At 59.9% G+C, this 19904-nt stretch carries 19 protein-coding genes and 3 tRNA genes; 10 read left to right on the top strand and 12 right to left on the bottom strand.

Annotated features, from left to right (window positions below):
- The first annotated feature begins 4 nt into the window (after nucleotides 1-4).
- Entirely contained in the window at nucleotides 5-2116 is a 2112-nt protein-coding gene (locus AC1ENN_RS12625) for an acyl-CoA dehydrogenase family protein (protein ID WP_480406182.1), read from the top strand.
- Between the two features lie 87 nt (nucleotides 2117-2203).
- Here AC1ENN_RS12625 and AC1ENN_RS12620 read toward each other — a convergent pair whose 3' ends face one another.
- The 6 genes from AC1ENN_RS12620 to AC1ENN_RS12595 all read right to left on the bottom strand — a co-directional run bounded on the left by AC1ENN_RS12620 (nucleotide 2204) and on the right by AC1ENN_RS12595 (nucleotide 7246).
- Nucleotides 2204-3847: a DHA2 family efflux MFS transporter permease subunit gene (locus AC1ENN_RS12620; RefSeq protein WP_480406181.1), complete on the bottom strand. Its 1644-nt coding sequence runs from the start codon at nucleotides 3845-3847 to the stop codon at nucleotides 2204-2206.
- Nucleotides 3847-4641, bottom strand: a complete 795-nt coding sequence (locus AC1ENN_RS12615) for a tryptophan-rich sensory protein (protein ID WP_480406180.1) — start codon at nucleotides 4639-4641, stop codon at nucleotides 3847-3849. Before AC1ENN_RS12615 ends, AC1ENN_RS12620 begins: the two co-directional genes overlap by 1 nt.
- Nucleotides 4642-4751: 110 nt before the next feature.
- The gene (locus AC1ENN_RS12610) at nucleotides 4752-4886 is read right to left on the bottom strand and encodes a hypothetical protein (protein WP_449647573.1); all 135 of its coding nucleotides are present in this window, start codon (nucleotides 4884-4886) and stop codon (nucleotides 4752-4754) included.
- A 117-nt stretch (nucleotides 4887-5003) separates the two neighbouring features.
- Nucleotides 5004-5507, bottom strand: a complete 504-nt coding sequence (locus AC1ENN_RS12605; protein WP_480406179.1) for a hypothetical protein — start codon at nucleotides 5505-5507, stop codon at nucleotides 5004-5006.
- A gap of 244 nt (nucleotides 5508-5751) precedes the next feature.
- Nucleotides 5752-6351, bottom strand: a complete 600-nt coding sequence (locus AC1ENN_RS12600) for an RNA polymerase sigma factor (protein WP_480406178.1) — start codon at nucleotides 6349-6351, stop codon at nucleotides 5752-5754.
- Entirely contained in the window at nucleotides 6335-7246 is a 912-nt protein-coding gene (locus AC1ENN_RS12595) for a DMT family transporter (protein WP_480406177.1), read from the bottom strand. Before AC1ENN_RS12595 ends, AC1ENN_RS12600 begins: the two co-directional genes overlap by 17 nt.
- Before the next feature lie 61 nt (nucleotides 7247-7307).
- Between AC1ENN_RS12595 and ypfJ the strand changes: the two genes are divergently transcribed.
- Nucleotides 7308-8174: a KPN_02809 family neutral zinc metallopeptidase gene (gene ypfJ, locus AC1ENN_RS12590; protein ID WP_480406176.1), complete on the top strand. Its 867-nt coding sequence runs from the start codon at nucleotides 7308-7310 to the stop codon at nucleotides 8172-8174.
- Between the two features lie 18 nt (nucleotides 8175-8192).
- Here the strand turns inward: ypfJ and AC1ENN_RS12585 are convergent, their stop codons facing one another.
- Together AC1ENN_RS12585 and AC1ENN_RS12580 are read right to left on the bottom strand one after the other, a co-directional pair.
- Nucleotides 8193-8579 (bottom strand): hypothetical protein, encoded by a 387-nt coding sequence (locus AC1ENN_RS12585; protein ID WP_449647568.1) that lies wholly within the window; start codon nucleotides 8577-8579, stop codon nucleotides 8193-8195.
- Nucleotides 8580-8620: 41 nt separating this feature from the next.
- Nucleotides 8621-9052 (bottom strand): hypothetical protein, encoded by a 432-nt coding sequence (locus tag AC1ENN_RS12580; RefSeq protein ID WP_449647567.1) that lies wholly within the window; start codon nucleotides 9050-9052, stop codon nucleotides 8621-8623.
- A 336-nt stretch (nucleotides 9053-9388) separates the two neighbouring features.
- Between AC1ENN_RS12580 and AC1ENN_RS12575 the strand changes: the two genes are divergently transcribed.
- The 7 genes from AC1ENN_RS12575 to AC1ENN_RS12545 all read left to right on the top strand — a co-directional run bounded on the left by AC1ENN_RS12575 (nucleotide 9389) and on the right by AC1ENN_RS12545 (nucleotide 17156).
- Entirely contained in the window at nucleotides 9389-9622 is a 234-nt protein-coding gene (locus AC1ENN_RS12575) for a hypothetical protein (protein ID WP_480406175.1), read from the top strand.
- Nucleotides 9623-9860: 238 nt separating this feature from the next.
- Complete coding sequence (locus tag AC1ENN_RS12570) at nucleotides 9861-11267, top strand: GH1 family beta-glucosidase (RefSeq protein WP_480406174.1); 1407 nt, start codon at nucleotides 9861-9863, stop codon at nucleotides 11265-11267.
- 77 nt (nucleotides 11268-11344) lie between these two features.
- Complete coding sequence (locus tag AC1ENN_RS12565) at nucleotides 11345-12586, top strand: extracellular solute-binding protein (RefSeq protein WP_449647564.1); 1242 nt, start codon at nucleotides 11345-11347, stop codon at nucleotides 12584-12586.
- 64 nt (nucleotides 12587-12650) lie between these two features.
- Complete coding sequence (locus AC1ENN_RS12560) at nucleotides 12651-13529, top strand: carbohydrate ABC transporter permease (RefSeq protein ID WP_480406173.1); 879 nt, start codon at nucleotides 12651-12653, stop codon at nucleotides 13527-13529.
- On the top strand, nucleotides 13519-14358 hold the full coding sequence (locus AC1ENN_RS12555; protein ID WP_009773249.1) for a carbohydrate ABC transporter permease: 840 nt from the start codon (nucleotides 13519-13521) through the stop codon (nucleotides 14356-14358). The genes AC1ENN_RS12560 and AC1ENN_RS12555 overlap by 11 nt, the downstream gene beginning before the upstream one ends.
- 12 nt (nucleotides 14359-14370) lie before the next feature.
- Complete coding sequence (locus AC1ENN_RS12550; RefSeq protein WP_449647562.1) at nucleotides 14371-15927, top strand: glycoside hydrolase family 5 protein; 1557 nt, start codon at nucleotides 14371-14373, stop codon at nucleotides 15925-15927.
- Between the two features lie 11 nt (nucleotides 15928-15938).
- Nucleotides 15939-17156 (top strand): ROK family transcriptional regulator, encoded by a 1218-nt coding sequence (locus AC1ENN_RS12545; RefSeq protein WP_449647561.1) that lies wholly within the window; start codon nucleotides 15939-15941, stop codon nucleotides 17154-17156.
- Between the two features lie 173 nt (nucleotides 17157-17329).
- Here AC1ENN_RS12545 and AC1ENN_RS12540 read toward each other — a convergent pair whose 3' ends face one another.
- The 4 genes from AC1ENN_RS12540 to AC1ENN_RS12525 form a co-directional block, all read right to left on the bottom strand.
- On the bottom strand, nucleotides 17330-17554 hold the full coding sequence (locus AC1ENN_RS12540; RefSeq protein ID WP_449647560.1) for a hypothetical protein: 225 nt from the start codon (nucleotides 17552-17554) through the stop codon (nucleotides 17330-17332).
- A gap of 426 nt (nucleotides 17555-17980) precedes the next feature.
- A tRNA-Phe gene (locus tag AC1ENN_RS12535) sits at nucleotides 17981-18053 on the bottom strand.
- A gap of 79 nt (nucleotides 18054-18132) precedes the next feature.
- Nucleotides 18133-18206, bottom strand: a tRNA-Asp gene (locus AC1ENN_RS12530).
- Between the two features lie 25 nt (nucleotides 18207-18231).
- Nucleotides 18232-18307: transfer RNA gene (locus AC1ENN_RS12525), tRNA-Glu, on the bottom strand.
- A 258-nt stretch (nucleotides 18308-18565) separates the two neighbouring features.
- On the opposite strand from AC1ENN_RS12525, the gene AC1ENN_RS12520 reads away from it, so the two are divergent.
- Complete coding sequence (locus tag AC1ENN_RS12520; protein WP_449647559.1) at nucleotides 18566-19852, top strand: peptidoglycan DD-metalloendopeptidase family protein; 1287 nt, start codon at nucleotides 18566-18568, stop codon at nucleotides 19850-19852.
- Nucleotides 19853-19904 lie beyond the last annotated feature (52 nt).

The following is a 19904-nucleotide window of genomic DNA, read 5'->3' as shown; positions in this document are numbered from 1 at the left end:
AGCCATGACCCAGGTTCACAACACGGCCGCCGATACGGCGCCGAGCCACCCCATCGCTGCGCCCGACGATGCCACCACACCTTCCGAAACCTCCTCCGAGGTTCCCGCCATCAACGTTGAATGGTTGAGCGAATACTTGCTCGGAAAGTGGGCGAAGGCGCGCAAAGAGTCGCGCGCGCTCATGACTAACCCTGAGTTGCATCAGGTCAACGGACTCTCGATGGCCGACCACCGCGAGCGTGTGCTGAGCCAAATGTCGATCCTTGTCGACAACGGCGCCATCCAGCGCGCTTTTCCGGCAGAGCTCGGTGGCAACGACGACCACGGTGGAAACATTGCCGCCTTCGAAGAGGTAGTGCTCGCTGACCCTTCGCTGCAGATTAAGTCTGGCGTTCAGTGGGGCCTTTTCGGGGCCGCAGTTCTCCACCTCGGCACCAAGGAACACCACGACAAGTGGCTCCCCGACATCATGAACCTGACGACGCCCGGTGCCTTTGCGATGACCGAGATCGGTCACGGATCGGATGTCGCGAGCATCGCCACCACTGCGACCTACGACCCCGACACCGATGAGTTCGTCATCAACACCCCGTTCCGCGCGGCGTGGAAGGACTACCTGGGCAACGCTGCGCTTCACGGCAAAGCGGCTACGGTCTTCGCTCAGCTCATCACCAAGGATGTCAACCACGGCGTGCACGCGTTCTACGTTCCGCTGCGCGACGACAACGGTTTCCTCCCCGGTATTTCGGGTGAAGATGATGGCCTCAAGGGTGGTCTGAACGGTATCGACAACGGCCGACTCGCGTTCGACCACGTTCGTGTTCCCCGCATCAACCTGCTCAACCGCTACGGCAACGTTGACGAGAACGGCGACTACACCTCCGACATTGACAGCCCAGGCCGTCGCTTCTTCACGATGCTCGGAACGCTCGTTCAGGGCCGCGTTTCGCTCGATGGTGCCGCAGTGCTTGCGAGCAAACTGGCCCTCACGATCGCGATCAAGTACGGCTCGGAGCGTCGACAGTTCACGGCATCCAGCAACACGAACGAAGAAGTGATTCTGGACTACCAGCGTCACCAACGGCGCCTTTTGCCGCGGTTGGCTCAGACCTATGCAATGTCGTTTGCGCATGAGGAGTTCCTCGAGAAGTTCGATGGAGTGTTCTCGGGCCGCACCGATAGCGAGTCTGACCGCCAAGATCTCGAAACTATCGCCGCAGCGCTCAAGCCCCTCAGCACGTGGGCTGCGCTCGACACGCTGCAAGAGGCTCGCGAGGCCTGTGGCGGGTCTGGCTTCATGGCCGAGAACCGGCTCACCCAGATGCGCGCCGACATGGATGTTTACGCCACCTTCGAGGGCGACAACAACGTGCTGCTTCAGTTGGTCGCCAAACGACTGCTCACCGACTACTCCCGCAAGTTTGCTGGCGCGGATGCTGGTGCCATGGCCCATTTCGTGGTGGATCAGGTCAACGAGGCTGCCGTCAATCGCTCGGGTCTTCGCCGCTTCGCGCAGAACGTCGTGGACTTTGGCTCAACCGCTCGCTCGATCGGTTACGTGCGCGATACCGATTCGCAGCGTCAGCTGCTCACCGACCGTGTTGAAACGATGGTGGCGGATGTCGCGGGCAAGCTGCGCGCGGCAACCAAACTTCCGCAGGCTGAGGCCGCCGCTCTCTTCAACAGTCACCAGAATCAGCTCATCCTGACGGCCTACGCCCATGCTGAACTGCTCCAGTGGGAGGCGTTCACTCGAGCCCTCGAGAAGATCGAAGACAAAGACACTGCTCAGGTCATGACCTGGCTGCGTGACCTCTTCGGCTTCTCACTCATCGAGAAGAACCTCGCCTGGTACCTCATGCACGGTCGCATTTCCACGAACCGCGCTCAGGCCATCACCGACTACATCGATGATCGCCTGCTGCCGCGTTTGCGCCCGCAGGCACTGGATCTCGTGGCCGCGTTCGGCCTGACCGACGAGTTGGTGCGTGCGCCGATCGCGTCAGGTGCTGAGGCTGTTCGTCAGAATGAGGCTCGCGACTACTACGCCGAGCGTCGCGCTTCTGGCGAAGAGCCCGTACATGAGAAGGATCTGAAGCAGAAGAAGCGCCGCTAGCAGCGCTGCTCAAAAAAGCCTTCCGCCCCACGCTGTGTGGGGCGGCAGGCTTTTTGCGGCGTTGCGGCATTGCCGCTTTGCGTCGCGCTATTCGTGCACTGGACTGTCGGATGACTCTGCGGATTGGCTTTCGCCGGGGCGAGAACCCGAGCCCTCGGTGTCGTCATCGCCGCGGCGTGAGCCGTCGAGACGGAGGCTGGCGAGGAATCCGATCGCCAGAAAACCGGCAGCCGCGAAGGCGGCATACCGTGTCGAGTCGGTGAAGGCTTGGCGGGCGTCGGCTGCGACATCCGGAGACTGAGCATCGAGGGCACTAATGCCGGTGCCGGCGGAGTCGACAACGAGGTTCACGATTTGGGTTCGTGTTTCGGGGGGGATCTCGGCGCGGTCGGCGAGCTTGGCATTGAGGCCGGTGCCGAGGCTCGCGAAGAGAACCGTGCCGAGGATGGCAATACCGAGGGCTGAACCGATTTGGCGTGCAGTGCTCTGGGTTCCTGATCCTTGGCCGGACTGGCTGAGGGGAACATCCTTGAGCACAACGCTGGTGAGTTGGGCGGTGGCGAGGCCGACACCGAAACCATAAACGAAGAGGCCGGGGGCGATCTGCCACCAGGCGGCATCCGGACTGAGGCCGAACGCGACGATGAGTACGCCAACGATTTCGGCGCCGATACCGAAACGCACGATAGTGACGGGGGTGACTTTGTTGCCGAAGGCTCCCGCGAATCCACTCGCGACGAACGAACCGATAGCAAGTGCGAGGATAACGAAACCGGTCTGCAGTGCGTCATATCCGAGCACATTCTGCAGCCACAGCGGCAGTGACAGGATGATGCCGAACTCGCCAAGCGAGACGATCATCGCGGCAATGTTTCCATTGCGGAAGGAAGCAATTCGCAGCAGACCGAAGGCCAGCATCGTGGACTTGCCTGCCCGTTCGCGCGCGAAGCCCCAGCGTACGAAAATGATGCCCGAAATCACGGCAACGGCGAACGCAAACGGGATGGGGGAGATATCTAGCGTCCAAAAATCGGGTGGGGTGTCGCTGAAGAACCAGCCGTAGCTACGGCCTTCGATGAGAGCGAAAACGAGCGACGCGAACAGCACGACGGAGAGCGCGGCGCCGACAACATCCACTCGCCGCTGTGCTGATGCCTCCTTAGATTCGATAGTGAAAATGAGGACGCCGATGACAATGATCACGCCGAGAGGAACGTTGATTCCAAAAGCCCAGCGCCAGGAATAGTAGGTGGTGAGCCAACCGCCGAGCAAGGGGCCAACTGCCGCCATTCCCCCGATCGTGGAACCCCAGACGGCAAAGGCGATGGCGCGTTCACGCCCGCGGAAGGTTGCATTGATAGTGGAGAGGGAGGCCGGCAGGATCATTGCTCCACCGACGCCTTGCACCAGGCGCGATGCGATGAGTAGCTCGCCGGTCGCAGCAGTAGCGGCGAGGATGGAGGAGAGCGCGAAGATCGCGACACCGATAAGCAGAACGCGGCGGCGGCCGTAGCGGTCCGCGAGGGTGCCAAATACGAGGAGCAGCGCTGCGAAAACAAGGGTGTAGCTTTCCTGCACCCACTGCACCTGTGTTGAGTTCAGGTCGAGATCTTCAACAACGGAGGGGATTGCGACGTTGACGATCGTGGAGTCGACGATAATCAGCGCGACCGCGATGCTGATGAAGAGGAGCCCTAACCAGCGTTTGCGGGAGGCGCGACTGTCGTTCACTATGCGGACTGTTCAGCGCGAAGTCGCGCGATGGTGAAAACGGCAGCGCTCGCGAGCACTGCAACAGCAGCCACGATCGCGGCGGTGGCGGTGGGGTCTGAGATGAGGTCACCCGTGAGGCGGCCGACGGCCACCCAGGCAAGGCCCCAGCTCAGCGAGAGGGCTGGCGAAAAGTGTGCCCGACCGCGCGCGGCAAGCGCGATGCCCACGGCGCCGGCGACGAAAACGATCGCAACGCCCCACACATCGTCGGGGATGCCGAAGCCAGTGAACCCGATAGCGACCAGCCACGCGGTGATGTTGGCTGCAGTCGCGACACACACCCAGCCGAGGTAGAGGCCAATCGTGCCGTCCGTGATGATCGCATCGATAGCGCCGGCAGCTGGCAGTTTGACAGTGATGAGGTACGCCTGAATCAGTACAACGAGTAGCAGGATAATCACGGGAACGCTGAGGGCGAGTAGCCCGTACTGGATGGAGAGAATCCAGGCGGCATTGAGCACGAGGGACGCGGCGACCCAGTAACCAACTCGGCGATGTAATTCTGCGGTCGTCTGTTTGGGCAGCATTTGCCAGACGGCGTAGGCGACGAGTCCTAAATAGATGATGCTCCAGATGCCGAATGCTGAGCCGGCGGGAGCGATGACTGTGGCGTCCGCGCTGAGCGCACCGCTCGCAGCATCCTGAATCGGGGTTCCACCTGCAGCACCCGAACCTACGAATGCTCCGATGAGGGCAAAGGTCGCGCTCGCGGCAACCGTTATCTGCCTGACTACGTCTCTGGATTCACGCATGACGTTCTCCTTGGGTTGGCTGTAAGCCTAGAACTCCTGAGGCGGAGTTGACCGAAGAATCGCTGAGATGTGGGAGTCGCTCAGCTTGCGCGCCCGAAGACGTGAAGTGTCTAGTGCGTGAAGCCGGCGAGCAGGCTCGGAGCGGCTAGGTTCACGAGCAGAATGATGCCCGTGAGCGCAACGATCGCACCCATCGCGACGAGCACTGCCTTGCCGAGAACGGTGATTACAGAGATGAAGGTCATACCTCAAGGGTAGCGGAGGAGCGGATGCCATAGAGCCCGGCTCTGAACTAAAAGTCGTCGACTACTTCTGGCTGGCGTCCGTGCGCGACGGCATCCACTCGATCCCTGCAAGCGCGGCTACGGTTTCGACTTGCCGCCCTGCTTGTTTTCCGACTTGCCGTGGCTTCCACCGTCGCCGCTGTCACTGTCAGCCTCTTCTGACTCATTGTGATCGCCGCTGGGTGAATCGGATTCGGACTTTTTACTCTTTTCGTGTGCTGCCTCGGACGTCTCAGCACCGAAGGTGCGGCCGACCTTGTCTGGATCCTGAGCTCGCTCGGAGACCCATCCCCCGAAGTTATCGGGGTGCTCAGTCGCTTCGGCCTCTTCAGGCCCCTCGACTCCTTCAGTCACTTCGGTTTCTTCCGCCGGTTCAGACTCTGGTGTCGTGGTGGAATCTTCGGTCGATTCGTCACCGTCGTTGGTTTCACTGACAACTGTCGATATCACTGAGTCAAACGCGTCTTGCGCTCCGCTTGGCAGAATTCCTCCCGCTCCGGCCCCCGCCGTTGCGGCAACTGCCACTGTCGCGCCGAGCGCGATTTTCGAGGCTATCCCCAAGCCTGCAATCCATGAAAACATTGTTCTCCCCCTCTTACTCGCCCCGATTATCGGTAGCGAATCATGGTGAGATGATCCAGACGGAGCTTTGGTAAGGCCTAGCCGCACCATCAACTCTTCAGACGGCCGGGCAGTCGATTCGTAGGCCGCTTCGCGAAACTCGGCGATCGAGTTTGCGAGCGATGTCAGATCGGACCGCGATTCCGGCGCGCGTCCAGACAGAACCGCCTGCGCGACCCTGTCGGAAATTCGTTTGTTTCTCATCTCACTTCACGCCATCGCTCGAGAGCCTCGCAGGGATACGGGTTGGGGAAACTTTCTTTCTCAATCGTTCAAGAGCGCGTCGTTGCAGTGCTTTGACAGCCCCGGGGCGTTTGCCGATCACAGTGGCAATCTGGGCCACTGTCAGGTCCGCGACTATGCGCAACACCATCACATCGCGCTGATCCGTGGGGAGCGAGTTAAGCAGTGAGAGTGTCGTGTCGTCTTGCAAGCGGTTAAGCACTTCTTCCTCCGCACTGGGTGCGCTATTCGAGTCGTGGTCCGCGTTCCACTCCACACTCTCTCCTCGCCGCGCACGTTTTCGAAATTCATCGACGAGACGTCGATACGCAACCGAAAATACGAAAGAACGGAATTGCGATTCGTTGCCAACGAACTGCGGCAACCGCTCGAATACGTCAAGAAACACCTCGCTAGTGAGGTCTTCTGGTTCGCGCGAGCCGCGCGCGGTGAGGAAGGCTGTCACGGCTGGCGAATACTCGATCCAGAGGGTCGTGGAGCCCCATCCGACTCCGGCCTGCGCGGCAGCAAGCAGGGCAGCAAAGTGCTTTGCTCGTGGATCGTCGTCAGCGCCGTGAGTCACGAGCAGAGGTTAGCAGGGCACTCCGATCAAGACGGATGCGAACCGCGACTCCGGCGCAGAGAATCACGATAGCTCCTCCGATGACTGTTGGAATGGTGCGTTCTTCCCCCAGGATCAGAGCTGCCCAGGTGATGCTCAACACCGGTTGTACGAGTTGCACTTGGCTGACTTGCGCCATTGGCCCAATGGCGAGCCCGTGGTACCAAGCGAAGAAGCCGAGAAACATGCTCACTACGGCCAGATATCCAAACGCGGCCCACTCGATTGGCTCGGCAGTCGGCGGCTCTTGGATTGCTGAGAATACCGCGAGCGGAATCATGAATGGCGCCGCTACGACAAGCGCCCAAGACACCGTCTGCCAGGCACCGAGTTCACGCGCGAGGAGGCCGCCTTCGGCGTACCCAATCGCTGCTGCAACGACGGCACCGAAGAGGAGTAGATCAGAAAGCCCGAGTTGACCGAACCCGCCACCCTGAATCGAGGCGAATCCAAGAGCGGCCACGGCGCCGATTGCGGCAAGCATCCAGAAGGACAGTGGCGGTCGCTCTCCCGCACGAATAACCGCCAGCACCGCTGTAGCGGCGGGCAACAGCGCAATGACGACCGCCCCGTGGCTCGCAGGTGCCGTGACCAAGGCATACGACGTGAGCAAAGGGAAGCCGACAACAATGCCGCCGGCGACGGCAAGCAAGCGGACCCACTGCCGCCCTGTTGGCAGCCGCTGATGGGTGATGGCGAGCGCGGCAATGGCTAGGAGGGCAGCGATCACCGCTCGGCCAGACCCGATAAGTAGGGGGGATAGGCCGCCAACGGCCACGCGGGTGAAGGGGAGAGTGAACGAGAACGCGATCACTCCTACGAGTCCCCACAGGAGTCCGGAGCGGCTGAGGGGCATTCTCTGACGTTACCTGCAAAAACTCAGGATACGACGTCGCGGCTGGTAGTAAATTCTCTCTATGACGTTCAACGACGACGCCCGCATCAACCCAAACAAGGTCTCGCGACGCGGGCGCAACACCGGAATTGCCGTAGGTGGCGGCGGCAGTTTGCTTGTTATTGGCCTGATTATTGCGTCTCAGTTACTCGGCGTTGATCTAACAGGGCTTGTGGGCGGCGGAACGACCGGTGGGCAAGAGCAACCAGGACAGCCACTTTCCGAATGCACAACGGCTGAAGCGGCGAACAGCAGCATCGATTGCCGCATCGCCGGAGCGGCAGATTCGCTCGATACCTACTGGGAGGGGCAGATCGAGGGGTACCGCACCACTAACGTCGTGCTCTTCACCGGTCAAGTGAACACCGGATGCGGCGGTGCCACGAGCGCGAGTGGTCCGTTCTATTGCCCACCAGATGAGACCATCTACGTTGATACTGCTTTCTACGATGACCTGCGCAGCCGCTTCGGTTCCACGGGTGGGCCGCTCGCCGAAATGTATGTCATTGCGCATGAGTGGGGGCACCACATTCAGAACTCCACCGGAATCATGGATGGCCTCGACCGTCAGAACACGGGCCCGTCCTCAGATTCGGTGCGGCTTGAGCTGCAGGCGGACTGTTTCGCGGGCGCCTGGGTGGGTGCAGCATCCACGATCACTAACGACGACGGGGTGGTCTTTCTTGACCCTGTGACGGACGCCCAAATTGCAGATGCTCTGAGTGCAGCTTCGGCTGTTGGCGACGACCGCATCCAGGAGTCCACTCAGGGCCAGGTGACTCCAGAGACGTGGACGCATGGGTCAAGCGACAAACGTCAGCAGTGGTTTACGACCGGACTCAATGGTGGCCCCCAGGCGTGCAACACCTTCGAGGTGGCGACGCCGTAGTCTTCGTGCGGCGTGCGGCTACTCGGGTGCAGCGTGGGGGCGCGGCGGAACTTTGAGCACCGCATAAACGGCAATCACGGTAAGACAGATATTTGCCCAGTCGATCTGAAAGTCATCGTTCGGCAGATAGCGCATCACAAAAACTCCGAGCCCCCGGACGACGAGTCCCCAGATGCTGAGTGTGAGAAACGCTTTGCTCGCCCAGGTTTGTCCTCGCTTGAGCAGTAACAGAAGGCCGAGATTGAAGATGCTCGCAGCGACGAGGGAAGCTCCTGACGCCGCACCGGGCACGAGGCTCCACGCGACAGCAATCGCTTGAGTGACTATCGCGATCGTGAGCCACGGGATGCGCGTTTCGTCGTCGGCAAGCGAGTCGACGGTCGGCTCTGCCTCGTTGTCAGTCACCTTCGAATTTTCGCATACGGCATCAGCCATGGTGCCGACCACTAGTCGCTGTGTTGCCCGGTTATTTCAGCGTCAGGCAGGAGAAGGTTGAGTATGTCGTCGGTAATGTATTCCGGAAAAGCCCACGCCAAGTCTCCACCTTGCGTAGAAATGACAAAGTGTGCGGACGTGCCCCACGGCACAGTAACTCCGAAGCTTGGCCCGTCTGGAGAGGGCTGAAGTTCGTACACGGGAATGTCCCGATCTCCCACGATTCCGATGCTGGGGACGAACTTCAGGTGACGGTTGGTGATTTCGCACACACCGATGCTCCACTCGGTGCCGATATTGAGAACGCGAGCATCCGCCGCCCTTATCGCGCAGCGCACTTTATTTTCGGCCAAGAGGCGACGGTCGCGCCCTCTGTCGTTGACCGGCTGCCCAAAGACAGTGGCGCCAATAAGCATTCCGAGCATTTCGAGGATGACGCTCATGGCGCTGACTCCTCCTGCTGCTCGCGGTGTGCGGCAGCGTGCGTGCTGCCGGTGGATTTGAGCTTACTCACGCACCTGCGCATAGTCGTTGACGTCCGCACCCCGCGTGCGTGCTGTTGCCGTTCTGCCAATTTCCTCAGCTTGAGCAGTGCCTCGTGTTCAGCCGTTCGCTGCCTGCACCCTTCGGAAACTCAGGAAAACCTCGTCTTGCAGCAATGCCAACCCTGACTACTAGGGCATCGCCGCACGGATCTTTGAGGATTTCCTGAATTTCCGTGACGTTCGTTGCTGGGGCCATCAGGGGGTGCCCACCACTCGGTTATCTCTCACTCGCTCATGTCCGGCCTGAGCGCTGCAGGCAGACTGCTTCAGGGGAGCGTGGTTGGGGCGGCATCCACCATTTCTAGTGACCGTGAAGTGGTCTTTCTTGGCCATGCGGCGGGTAGCCAAATTGCGGATGCTCTGAGTCAAGCTTCGGCTCGTGGTGACGACAGCATCCAGAAATTGACTCAGGGCCAAGTGACTACTGAGACGTGGACGAATCAGTCACGTTCCCAACGCCAGCGGTAATTGCTGACTGGGCTTAACGTCGGGCCACGGGCGTGCAACAACTTTTCGGGTGGCGACGCGATAGCTGCAGTGCATGCTTGCGTCATGCATGCGTGCGCGCGGGGAAGGTTAGTTGCTCTGGAGGTGATGAATTCGTCGCACTTCATCCGAAATTACTCTTGACATAGTTTTGACACTGGTTATAGTAAGTATTGAAATAAGCCAGAATCACTGAACGTCAACCCGAATGCGATCACCGATGACCGAGACCTCTCCCTCCGCACGGCTCACGGCGGAGCCTTCCCTCGAGACCCTCGGCACCTTCCCAACAGGCTTCCGATGGGGGCTCGCGACAGCGGCGTACCAAATCGAGGGCGCGGCATTCGAAGGCGGTCGTGGACCGAGCATCTGGGACACCTTCTCGCACACGCCAGGGCTCAGTTTGCATGGGGATACGGGTGACATTGCGTGTGACCACTACCACCGTTGGCAAGCAGACCTCGACCTATTGAAGAGTCTCGGCGTTACCGACTATCGGCTCTCCGTTTCGTGGTCACGCCTCCAGCCAAGCGGATGCGGTGAGTTGAATGAAATCGCCGTCGCGTTCTACCGCGACGTTCTGAACGGGCTTGCGGAACGCGGCATCCGAGCGCTAGTTACTCTTTACCACTGGGACCTGCCTCAGCCTCTCGAGGATGAGGGCGGCTGGCCTGTACGTAGCACCGCGTACCGCTTCGCAGAGTTTGCTACAAGAACTGTCGAAGCGCTTGGCGACCTTGCTACTGACTGGTTGACGCTCAATGAGCCATGGTGCAGTGCCTTCCTCGGCTACGGAAATGGCGCGCACGCTCCCGGCCGCACCGACTATCGGGCTGCGATTCACGCCGCGCACCACCTCAACCTCGCCCATGGGCTCGCAGTCGCTGGGATCAGAGTGGCGATGCCCAGCGCATCCGTCGGCATCACCAATATCGTGACCGACATCATTCCCGCGAGCGATTCGCCGGATGACGCGGCAGCAGTCGTACGCCTTGACGCCTCGAGCAACCGCGTCTTCCTTGACCCCGTCTACCTTGGTGCTTACTCGGATGCCGTGTGGGACACCCTGGGCAGCCGGGGGCTGAGCGATGTAGTGCAGGAGGGCGATCTTGAGATCATCTCCACACCCACCGACTTCGCTGGCATCAATCACTACCAGCGAGTGATCGCGTCTCATGACGAAACGGCACCATTCGGCGTCGCCGAAATGCCAGCCGAACCGGCAACGACATCGTTCGGATGGTCGGTCATCCCCGAATCGCTCACCGCAGTCTTGACCAGGGTCTCGCGCGAGTTCACTAGCGTTCCGCTCTTCGTCACCGAGAACGGAGCGAGTTACGAAGACTATGTGGACCCCAACGGCGACGTCGTTGATACCGAGCGAATTGCCTACCTGCGCGGTTACCTCGGCGCGGCCGCCGAGGCGATCGCAGCTGGTGTTGATCTTCGCGGCTACTACGCGTGGTCGTTCCTCGACAATTTCGAGTGGGCGGAAGGCTATAGCAAACGTTTCGGCCTTGTATGGGTCGACTACCGCACCCAGGAGCGGATCCCGAAATTGAGCGCGCACTGGTATCGGCGCCTCATCACAGAGCATCAGGAAGTCGTGGCGTACACAACAGCCTGACGCGGATGGTGCGAGTCTGGATGACTCGCCCATGCACCACTGCACAGCACACCAAAATACGAGAAGAAGGAATCTCAATGAAGAGAACAGCAACCTCCGTTGTCGCCGCCGTTGCGGCAGTGGGGCTCACAATAGGCATGAGCGCGTGCTCGACAACATCCGCAGCCGGAAGCGGCGACGCTGAAGGTCCACTCACCGTCTGGGTAATGGGCGATTCGGGTGCAAACTTCGAGATGCTTGTCGCTGACAGCGGCATCGAGGTAGAGGTCGTAGCGATACCGTGGGATTCGATCGACGAAAAACTCACCACGGCTGTCGCGTCCGGGTCCGGGCCTGACATCCTCCAGATTGGACTTTCGAAGCTGCGAACCTTCGCGGATGCCGGAGCCCTCCTGCCCCTCGACGACGAAATCGCTAACCACCCCGGCATTGACCCCGCGAACTTCCCCGCAGGAGTGTCTGGCACAGCGACTTCGGTCGGCGGAGAGATCGTGAGCGTCCCTTGGACCAGCGATACCCGAGTGCTCTTCACTCGTACCGACATCCTCTCGGAAGCTGGCATTGACGCACCCCCGGCCACGTGGGACGAACTACGCGCTGACGCTAAGACTCTCGCGGCACGCGGCGACGACCAGTACGGCTACTACATTCCTCAGTGGGATGCACCGCTGCCGATCGAGATGACCTGGAGCATGGGCGGCGAGGTCATCGACGCTGACGGAAACGTCAACTTCGATACTCCTGAGTTCCAGAAAGCTGTCGACGTCTACACCGGGCTCTACGCAGACGGAAGTGTGCCAGTGAATGGCGACTTCGATCAGACTCAGGGCTTTATCTCCGGTGTTGCACCGATGCTCGTGAGTGGACCCTACCTCGGCAGAGGAATCGCGGATTCGGCTCCAGAGCTCGACGGCAAGTGGCAAGCAAGCCCGCTGCCTGCAGGCGACGGTGGCTCCATCTCGCTGTTCGCCGGCTCGAACCTCGGTGTGTGGTTCAACACCGATCAGAAGGAAACCTCGCTCGATCTTCTCGAGTACGTTTCGCAGCCAGAGCAGCAGCTGGAGTGGTACAGCATGACTGGTGAACTGCCGACCGTGTCATCCGCGCTTGAAGATGGGGACCTGAACAGCGACCCCAACGTGCAGGTCTACACCGACCAGCTCAAGACGGCCAAGGTTCTTCCGCTCGTCTCAAATTGGGATGGCGCAGTGGGAACCGAGCTGCTGAATGCTCTCAACGCGATCGCGCTCACGGGAGCGGACACGAAGTCGTCACTTGACGGCCTCTACTCCACAACCGCTGGTCTCACGATTAACTAGCAAGTAACACCCCTCACTAACAATCTCGGCGTCGCGACGCGACACGAACAGGAAGGACGGCACGGTGCGCAATCGCCTTACTCCCTACCTGTTCGTGTCGCCCGCAATGCTCCTCCTCATCACCTTCGGGATCTTCCCGATCCTTGTCGCCGCGGTTATCAGCACGACAAACATGAATATCTCGGCGTTTGCCGACTGGAACAACGTCGAGTTCATTGGCATCGACAACTACACAAAGCTTTTTGCAGACCCAGACTTCTGGCAGGCCATCGGCAACACTGGTCTGTTCGCAGTGTTCGGGGTGCCGGCCATCGTGATCCTGTCACTCGGTGTCGCGTTACTGCTGAACCAAAGTCAGAGCAGATTTTTCCGATCGCTCCGTGCGTTCTATTTCATCCCAGCAATCACCGCCATCGTCGCGATTTCGCTTGTCTGGGGTTACCTCTACAACACGCAATTCGGACTCCTCAACTACCTGTTCTCACTCGTAGGAGTTCCCCAGGTGCAGTGGTTGTCAGACCCGATCTTGGCAAAGTTCTCTGTGGCACTTGTCGCAATCTGGCGCGGAACCGGGCTCAACATCATCATCTTCCTTGCCGCACTCCAGGGCGTACCGAAGGAGTACCTAGAAGCGGCATCGCTCGATGGGGCTGGAGAATGGAAGAAGACGTTCTCGATAGTGATCCCCCTCATGCGCTTTGCGATTTTCTTCGTGAGCGTCACCACCACTATTGCGTGGCTCCAGTTTTTCGACGAGCCTTTCGTGCTCACCGACGGTGGGCCGCTCGGTGCCACCACCTCTGCGTCGATTTTTCTCTACAAGGAGGGATTCCGGCTCAACCAGTTCGGGTATGCCAGCGCCGGTTCGATCGTGCTGTTCGCGATCATCGCCGTGATTACACTCATCCAATTGCGAGTGAGACGGGCCGACGATGACTACTGATCGCACTCACGCCAAGCGGAGACGCGCGCTCACCGTAACGATCGGTATCGCGCTGGGGATTGGCGCCCTGATAACGGCGTTCCCTTTTTTGTGGATGCTCACGACAGCGTTCAAACCGCAGCGAGAATCGGTGACGTTTCCACCAACGATCCTGCCTCAGGCGCCGACTCTTGAGTGGTTCCAGATGCTCTTCACTGAGCTGGATTTCGGACGCTACCTCGTCAACACCATCCTGGTCGTTCTGATCGGATTCATCGGTTTGATGTTCATGGCGATGGCCGGGTACGCGTTCGCAAAGTTCGATTTCCGAGGTCGCAAGTGGATGTTCTTTCTCGTCCTCGCGACGATGATGATCCCGATCCAAGTCACGATGATTCCGACCTATTTGATCCTCAACGGCATGAAGCTCACCAACACCCTGCTCGGCATAGCCCTCCCGACGTTGGTGAGCGGATTTGCGATCTTCCTGTTCCGACAATTCATGACCACGATTCCCACGGAGATGCTCGAGGCCGCGCGCCTCGACGGTGCTGGGGAGTTCCGCACGTTCTGGCAGATCGTGCTGCCCATGTCGAAGCCGATCCTCGCGGTGCAAATCGTTCTGACATTTATTTCGGGTTGGAACAGCTTCTTGTGGCCACTCATCATTGCGTCTGATCAGAAGCTGTACACGCTGTCTGTCGGATTAGCCCTCCTCAACCAGCAGCTCGCCGTGAACCCCTCGCTGCAAATGGCCGCGGCGTCGGTGATGGTCATACCGATCCTCATCGTCTTCATCGTCTTCCAGCGCTACGTCATCCAGGGCTTTGCCCTCTCCGGTCTTAAGTAACGAAAGAAACCCATGACTGATCTCACGCTCGCCACGTCGGCGTTCGAACCCCGTCCCGCATCCTTTGAAGGATTTGTACGTGCGAAGGATGCTCGGCTTGTCGATGGCTCAGGCCGCGAGTTGCTTCTTCGCGGGGTGGGGCTGGGCAACTGGATGCTGCCAGAGGGCTACATGTGGAAGTTCGGTCCTGGTGCGGAGTCTCCTCGGGAAATCGAGCGGCTAACAGAGCGCCTCCTGGGAGCTGCGGGAGCGGAGCGATTCTGGGAGGGCTTTCGGGCGAACTTTATTGCTGAGGCTGACATCGCGCTCATTGCGGCATCCGGTTTCGACCACGTGCGGTTGCCGATCAATTCGCGCGCGATTCAGGATGAGCACGGTCAACCGATCGAAGCTGGATACGCGATGATCGACCGGCTCATCGAGTGGTGCCGTAAACATAAGCTGTGGGTGATGCTCGATTTGCATGGTGCGCCGGGCGGTCAGACGGGCACCAACATTGATGATTCGCCGAACAATCTACCTGAGTTGTTCATGGAGCCGCGCTATCGAGAGCTCACGGTGCGGTTATGGCAAGATCTTGCGACACGCTATCGCCACGAGACGGTCGTGATGGGATACGACCTGCTCAACGAACCGCTGCCAAACGAGTGGCAGCACACCTACGCGGATGCACTCACTGACCTGTATCGCGACCTCACCCGCGAGATCCGCGCGATCGACCCCGACCATCTCATCGTTTATGAGGGTGCGCACTGGGCCACGAACTGGGACATTTTCACCGAGGTGTGGGACGACAATTCGCTGCTCCAATTTCATAAGTACTGGTCTTCGCCAGACACCGAATCAATCTCCGCGTTCCTTGAGGTTCGGGATCGTCTCGGGCTACCCATTTACATGGGCGAAGGAGGCGAGAACACCCTCGAGTGGTTGTATGCGGCATTCCGCCTCTACGAGTCGCACAGTATCGGCTGGAACTTTTGGCCCTGGAAAAAGATCGACACCCGCACTTCGGCTGCGTCGATTATTGCGCCAGAAGGCTGGGACCGTGTCGTTGCCAGCATTGGTGACCCTTCAGCAATAACCACTGCCGAAGCGAAGACTGTCTTTAGTGACTTGCTTGATGCGATGAGGATTGAGAACTGCCAGTGGCAGCCTGACGTTGTTTCCGCTCTTCTTGCGTCACGGCCGGTCGTTGTTCCCGTGTGGGGCTATGGCTATCGAGGATCTGGCGAGTCCTATTCGATTGCTGTGACAGGCGGTGTCGACGCGATCCGAAGTGATGACTCTGTGCCGTTGCGCTGGGCTATTGAGGGCGGCAATCCCGCAAATCCCTTTGAGCAGACGGATGGTCGTGCCTACGGAATCGCTGAAGAACTGGTCGTCGATCTCTCCGAGGGGGACTGGCTCGAGTACGAGATGGTGGGCTCCTCTGGCGCCCACGTGGTCGACGACGAAGGTCGGGATGCTGCCGTACGCGTCGAGCAGGCTGCCCGCGGCATCCGCATCATCGCCACCGCCGAAACAACCGTATCGAGGATCTACCCGTCGGGAGGCGACAAGACTTGGTAGGGTCTGGATTTATGACCGGGCGTATCGCACTCACAACTTCGGCGCCGGCAACGGTGAGTGATGTGCGTCAACGTAATCGCTCGCAGGCGCTGCGCAGTGTGATTCTCACGGGAGAGACGTCGCGTGCGGCCATCGCGCGCGAGTCTGGACTGTCGGTCGCTTCGGTCACCAATCTGATCTCCGAGCTCATTTCGGAGGGGCTCGTCATGGAGGCCGGCTCAGTAGCCTCGAGCGGTGGGCGACCTGTAACTTTGTTGGCCCCCAACCCAAGCGGGGCCTATTTTCTGGGCGCGGATGTTGGCGAGCGTGGTGTCGCGGTCGAATTGTTTGATCTATCGATGACGCGCATTGATCGTGAATTTCGCGGCGGCCGTGAGGGTGAGCCCATTGAGGCGATCGCTGCCGATCTTGATGAAGCGCTCAACGCTTTGCGTGAGCGGAATGCAGCGGCGTGGGACCGCATGGTCGGCATCGGGCTCGGGCTGCCAGGAATTGTGGAGTCGGATGCTGAGGGCCGCCAGGTTCTGTACGCCCAGAGCCTTGGTTGGTCGCCTATCCCTGTCGCTGATCTCGTCTCTCACGACATTCCAGTCTTTGCCGAGAACGGCGCTAAGACCCAAGCAATGGCCGAATTGTGGGATGGGGCGGCCCGTGGTGTGAATGAAGCACTTGTGGTGTTGCTTGGTCGCGGTGTCGGGCTCGCAATTGTGTCGAATGGTGAACTTGCCCGCGGCCTCAACAGCAGTGCTGGCGAGTGGGGTCACGTGAAGATTGTCCGCGACGGGCGCCTCTGTCGCTGCGGTGGCCGCGGATGTGTTGAGGCGTACCTCGGTGCGGATGCGATTCTCGAGTTATGGCGCGAAGCTGGTGGCATCTTTGAGGGGTCTGGCTGGCGCGCTGTCGGTCAACTTCTCGAATCGACCGATCCGATCGCCGTTGGGGTCGTCGACGAACTTATCGAGACGCTCGGCTCTGCGCTGGGCGGGCTCGTCAACCTCACCAATCCTGAGCGCGTGATTGTCGGAGGCTGGGTGGGCCTACGGCTCATGGAAAAGGTGGCCACTCGGGTTGAGGACGCAACGCGAGCTGAAGCCCTCGTGCGCCCGGGCGGACAATTCTCGCTTCACGCGTGTCATTTTGGCGGTGACACCGTCGCTCTCGGTGCCGCGATCATGCCGCTCGAAGCGCTCCTTGCTTCGCCCCGAAAAAGCTCCGCTTCTCTGGCTTAGAGGCGCGCCAAAGACAGCGGTGGTCCGCGAATCGCTCGCGCACCTTCGGAAACTCAGGAAAAACGTTCCCCGGGGCGATTCGACCCCCGCTAGTCGACGATTCGAGGCGCCCGTACGCTCGCATCTCCTGAATTTCCATCGAAAGACACGCTTGGCCTGGAGGCCAATACGAGCTAGTGCTGCGCTCTGTCTTGGGAAGAGATCTGATCGGTTGCCGTTGCTGCCGGTGCCGACACTGAGTCACTTAGGAGTCGCTCGTAACCCCCATGCTGCGCTACTGCCGTCTCAATGATCGCCCCAGCGTCTGTGCCGGGTATCGCGCCGGCGATAAGGGCGAGATCGTTCACCGAAGTGGGCGCATTGCCCGACAGCTTTTTCTGAAGGGTAACCGGCGACATGCCCGCGAGTCCTGAGAGAAAAGCCTGGTTGATCTTTGACCCGTCCGGTGCTCTGGCGCCTTGGAAAGCACCCGTGAGCAGGTCGCCGACCTTGGGGCGGGACGGCGTGATTGCAGACGGTTTGGCCGTCCTGTCCTGCGGCAGGGAGCAAGGATAGCGGGCTGTCACCTCTGGAAATTCAGGAAAAGCCAATCAGATAGCGGCGTGATCCCAACTATTTGGCGGGTCAGGGCGCAGGGAGCGCTCGAATCTCCTGAGTTTCCGAAGGCGTGCTGCCTGTAACTGCTTAAGCGCGAGAGCGCGAGAGCGCGAGAGCGCGAGAGCGCGAGAGCGCGAGAGCGCGAGAGCGGGACGCGAGCCGGAAGCAGGCCCCGGAAAGGGCAAAAAAATGACCCTCGCCCAGTAGAAGCCCGGGAAAGGGTCAAGTGGCTCCGACGGGCGTCGATCCCGTGACCTCACGATTTTCAGTCGTGCGCTCTACCAACTGAGCTACAGAGCCGTAAGAGTTTCCTCTTACTCGCAAGGGCTTCCCCCTACTACACAAAAAGCCCCTCCTTTCGAAGAGGCATTCTGTTTTGCGACCCTGACCGGACTTGAACCGGCGACCTCCGCCGTGACAGGGCGGCGCGCTAACCAACTGCGCTACAGGGCCTAGCTATTTAATTCTGTGTTTTGTCTGGTGACCCCAACGGGATTCGAACCCGTGCTGCCGCCGTGAAAGGGCGGTGTCCTAGGCCACTAAACGATGGGGCCGAGAAGTCACAGAACTTCTTAGCTACCGAGGGAAAAGCATACGGTGACTTTCGTGATTTACCAAACTGAGAAGCAAGCTATTTGATATCTCGCGAAAACCGCGTTTTTCCAACAGGCTTAAATGTACTCGACTCTGAGGTCAACAAATACTACATTCATGGAAAGGTTGAGACTTTTGAGCCGCCTGTTGTTAGTGTGGTCAATGTTATTGCTGTGACTAATGGCCATTAGTCCGCGCACAACATGTTGAGGGGAACAATGAACGCCACGCATGCGAGTCGGGGGACCGCAGCACAGCTCACGCTGCGCGCACTAGTTTTTCGAGTAGTCGGTTTCACTGCCGTTCTCAGTCTTGTACTCGGAGGCGCGCTCTATGGCGACCCCAGCAAGGCCACGGCAGCTACTGACTACCCAACATGGAGTGACGTCACCGACGCCCGCAACAACGAGGCTGCAACCAAGAAGGTCGTTGCCCGCATCAAGGCTGCGCTCGTTCAGCTGGAGTCACAAGCCGTCGCCGCCCAGAAAGATGCCGAAGAAAAGGGCAACATCTGGCAAGAGGCCGACACCAAGTACCAGGCCAAGGCAGCCCAAACAGAAGCTTTGCAACAGCAGGCGGATGCCGCAAGCACTGAAGCTGATGAAGCTGAGAAGCGAATCGGTGAGCTTGCCGCGCGGCTCGTGCGTGCCGGTGGTGGCGACGTAACCACCAACCTGCTCACGAATTCGCAGGATGCGGACGCACTGCTCTACAACTTAGGCATGTCGTCGAAAATTTCGCAGCAGACATCCGCTCTCTTTGATCGTGCCGTTCAGGCGCGAAACACGGCGCAGTCCCTGAGTGATGCGGCTGAGGTTGCGCGCACTGAGCTTGAAGTGCTGAAGATCGCTGCTGAGAAGGCTTTCGCTGAGGCCCAGGAGGCCGCTCTGGCCGCCGCGGCCGCTCTCGCTGAGCAGCAGGAGCGCAAGATCGAGTTTGACGCTCAGCTCGCCGCCCTGACTTCCGCGCGTCAAGCGACCGAAGCTAGTTACTTGGCTGGTGTGCGTGTGCGTGAAGCCGCACGTGCCGCGGCGCAGGCAGCAGCAGAGGCTGCAGCGCAAGTTCCGAACATCGATGCGGGCGAGATCAGCCTCAGCGGGTGGGTTCGCCCGGCCGGTGGCTACATCACTTCCACGTATGGCTATAGCGCAAACTATGGTTCCAGCTTCCACAAGGGCGTTGACCTCGGTGCCGGTTGTGGCGCCCCGATCTACTCGGCATCGAGTGGAACCGTCGTCTATGCGGGCTACGGCTGGAACGGTGGCTACGGAAACTACATCATCATCGAACACGCCAACGGATTGCGCACCGCCTACGGTCACATCGTCGCAGGCGGCATCCTCGTCTCCTACGGCCAAAATGTGGCAGTCGGTACGAAGATCGCCAAGGTGGGTTCCACCGGAAACTCCACCGGATGCCACCTCCACTTCGAGGTTCGCCCCGGCGGCTGGAACACTACAGATCCGGTCTCGTTCATGTCTGGTCAGGGCATCCGCCTCGGCTAACCTCAGCACGGTTCGGGCCCGCCCGCTTCACCGTTAAACGCCAATGGCGGAT

It is taken from the genome of Rhodoglobus sp. G.S.23 (assembly GCF_056675935.1).
Note: the sequence above shows the minus strand (reverse complement) of the source record. Positions and strands in the feature narration are given on the sequence as shown.

Coding starts and splice junctions, on each gene's coding strand:
- AC1ENN_RS12625 (WP_480406182.1), top strand. CDS start 5: ATGACCCAGGTTCACAACACGGCCGCCGATACGGCGCCGAGCCACCCC.
- AC1ENN_RS12615 (WP_480406180.1), bottom strand. CDS start 4,641: ATGCGTGAATCCAGAGACGTAGTCAGGCAGATAACGGTTGCCGCGAGC.
- AC1ENN_RS12610 (WP_449647573.1), bottom strand. CDS start 4,886: ATGACCTTCATCTCTGTAATCACCGTTCTCGGCAAGGCAGTGCTCGTC.
- AC1ENN_RS12605 (WP_480406179.1), bottom strand. CDS start 5,507: ATGTTTTCATGGATTGCAGGCTTGGGGATAGCCTCGAAAATCGCGCTC.
- AC1ENN_RS12595 (WP_480406177.1), bottom strand. CDS start 7,246: ATGCCCCTCAGCCGCTCCGGACTCCTGTGGGGACTCGTAGGAGTGATC.
- ypfJ (WP_480406176.1), top strand. CDS start 7,308: ATGACGTTCAACGACGACGCCCGCATCAACCCAAACAAGGTCTCGCGA.
- AC1ENN_RS12580 (WP_449647567.1), bottom strand. CDS start 9,052: ATGAGCGTCATCCTCGAAATGCTCGGAATGCTTATTGGCGCCACTGTC.
- AC1ENN_RS12575 (WP_480406175.1), top strand. CDS start 9,389: ATGTCCGGCCTGAGCGCTGCAGGCAGACTGCTTCAGGGGAGCGTGGTT.
- AC1ENN_RS12570 (WP_480406174.1), top strand. CDS start 9,861: ATGACCGAGACCTCTCCCTCCGCACGGCTCACGGCGGAGCCTTCCCTC.
- AC1ENN_RS12565 (WP_449647564.1), top strand. CDS start 11,345: ATGAAGAGAACAGCAACCTCCGTTGTCGCCGCCGTTGCGGCAGTGGGG.
- AC1ENN_RS12555 (WP_009773249.1), top strand. CDS start 13,519: ATGACTACTGATCGCACTCACGCCAAGCGGAGACGCGCGCTCACCGTA.
- AC1ENN_RS12550 (WP_449647562.1), top strand. CDS start 14,371: ATGACTGATCTCACGCTCGCCACGTCGGCGTTCGAACCCCGTCCCGCA.
- AC1ENN_RS12545 (WP_449647561.1), top strand. CDS start 15,939: ATGACCGGGCGTATCGCACTCACAACTTCGGCGCCGGCAACGGTGAGT.
- AC1ENN_RS12540 (WP_449647560.1), bottom strand. CDS start 17,554: ATGTCGCCGGTTACCCTTCAGAAAAAGCTGTCGGGCAATGCGCCCACT.
- AC1ENN_RS12520 (WP_449647559.1), top strand. CDS start 18,566: ATGAACGCCACGCATGCGAGTCGGGGGACCGCAGCACAGCTCACGCTG.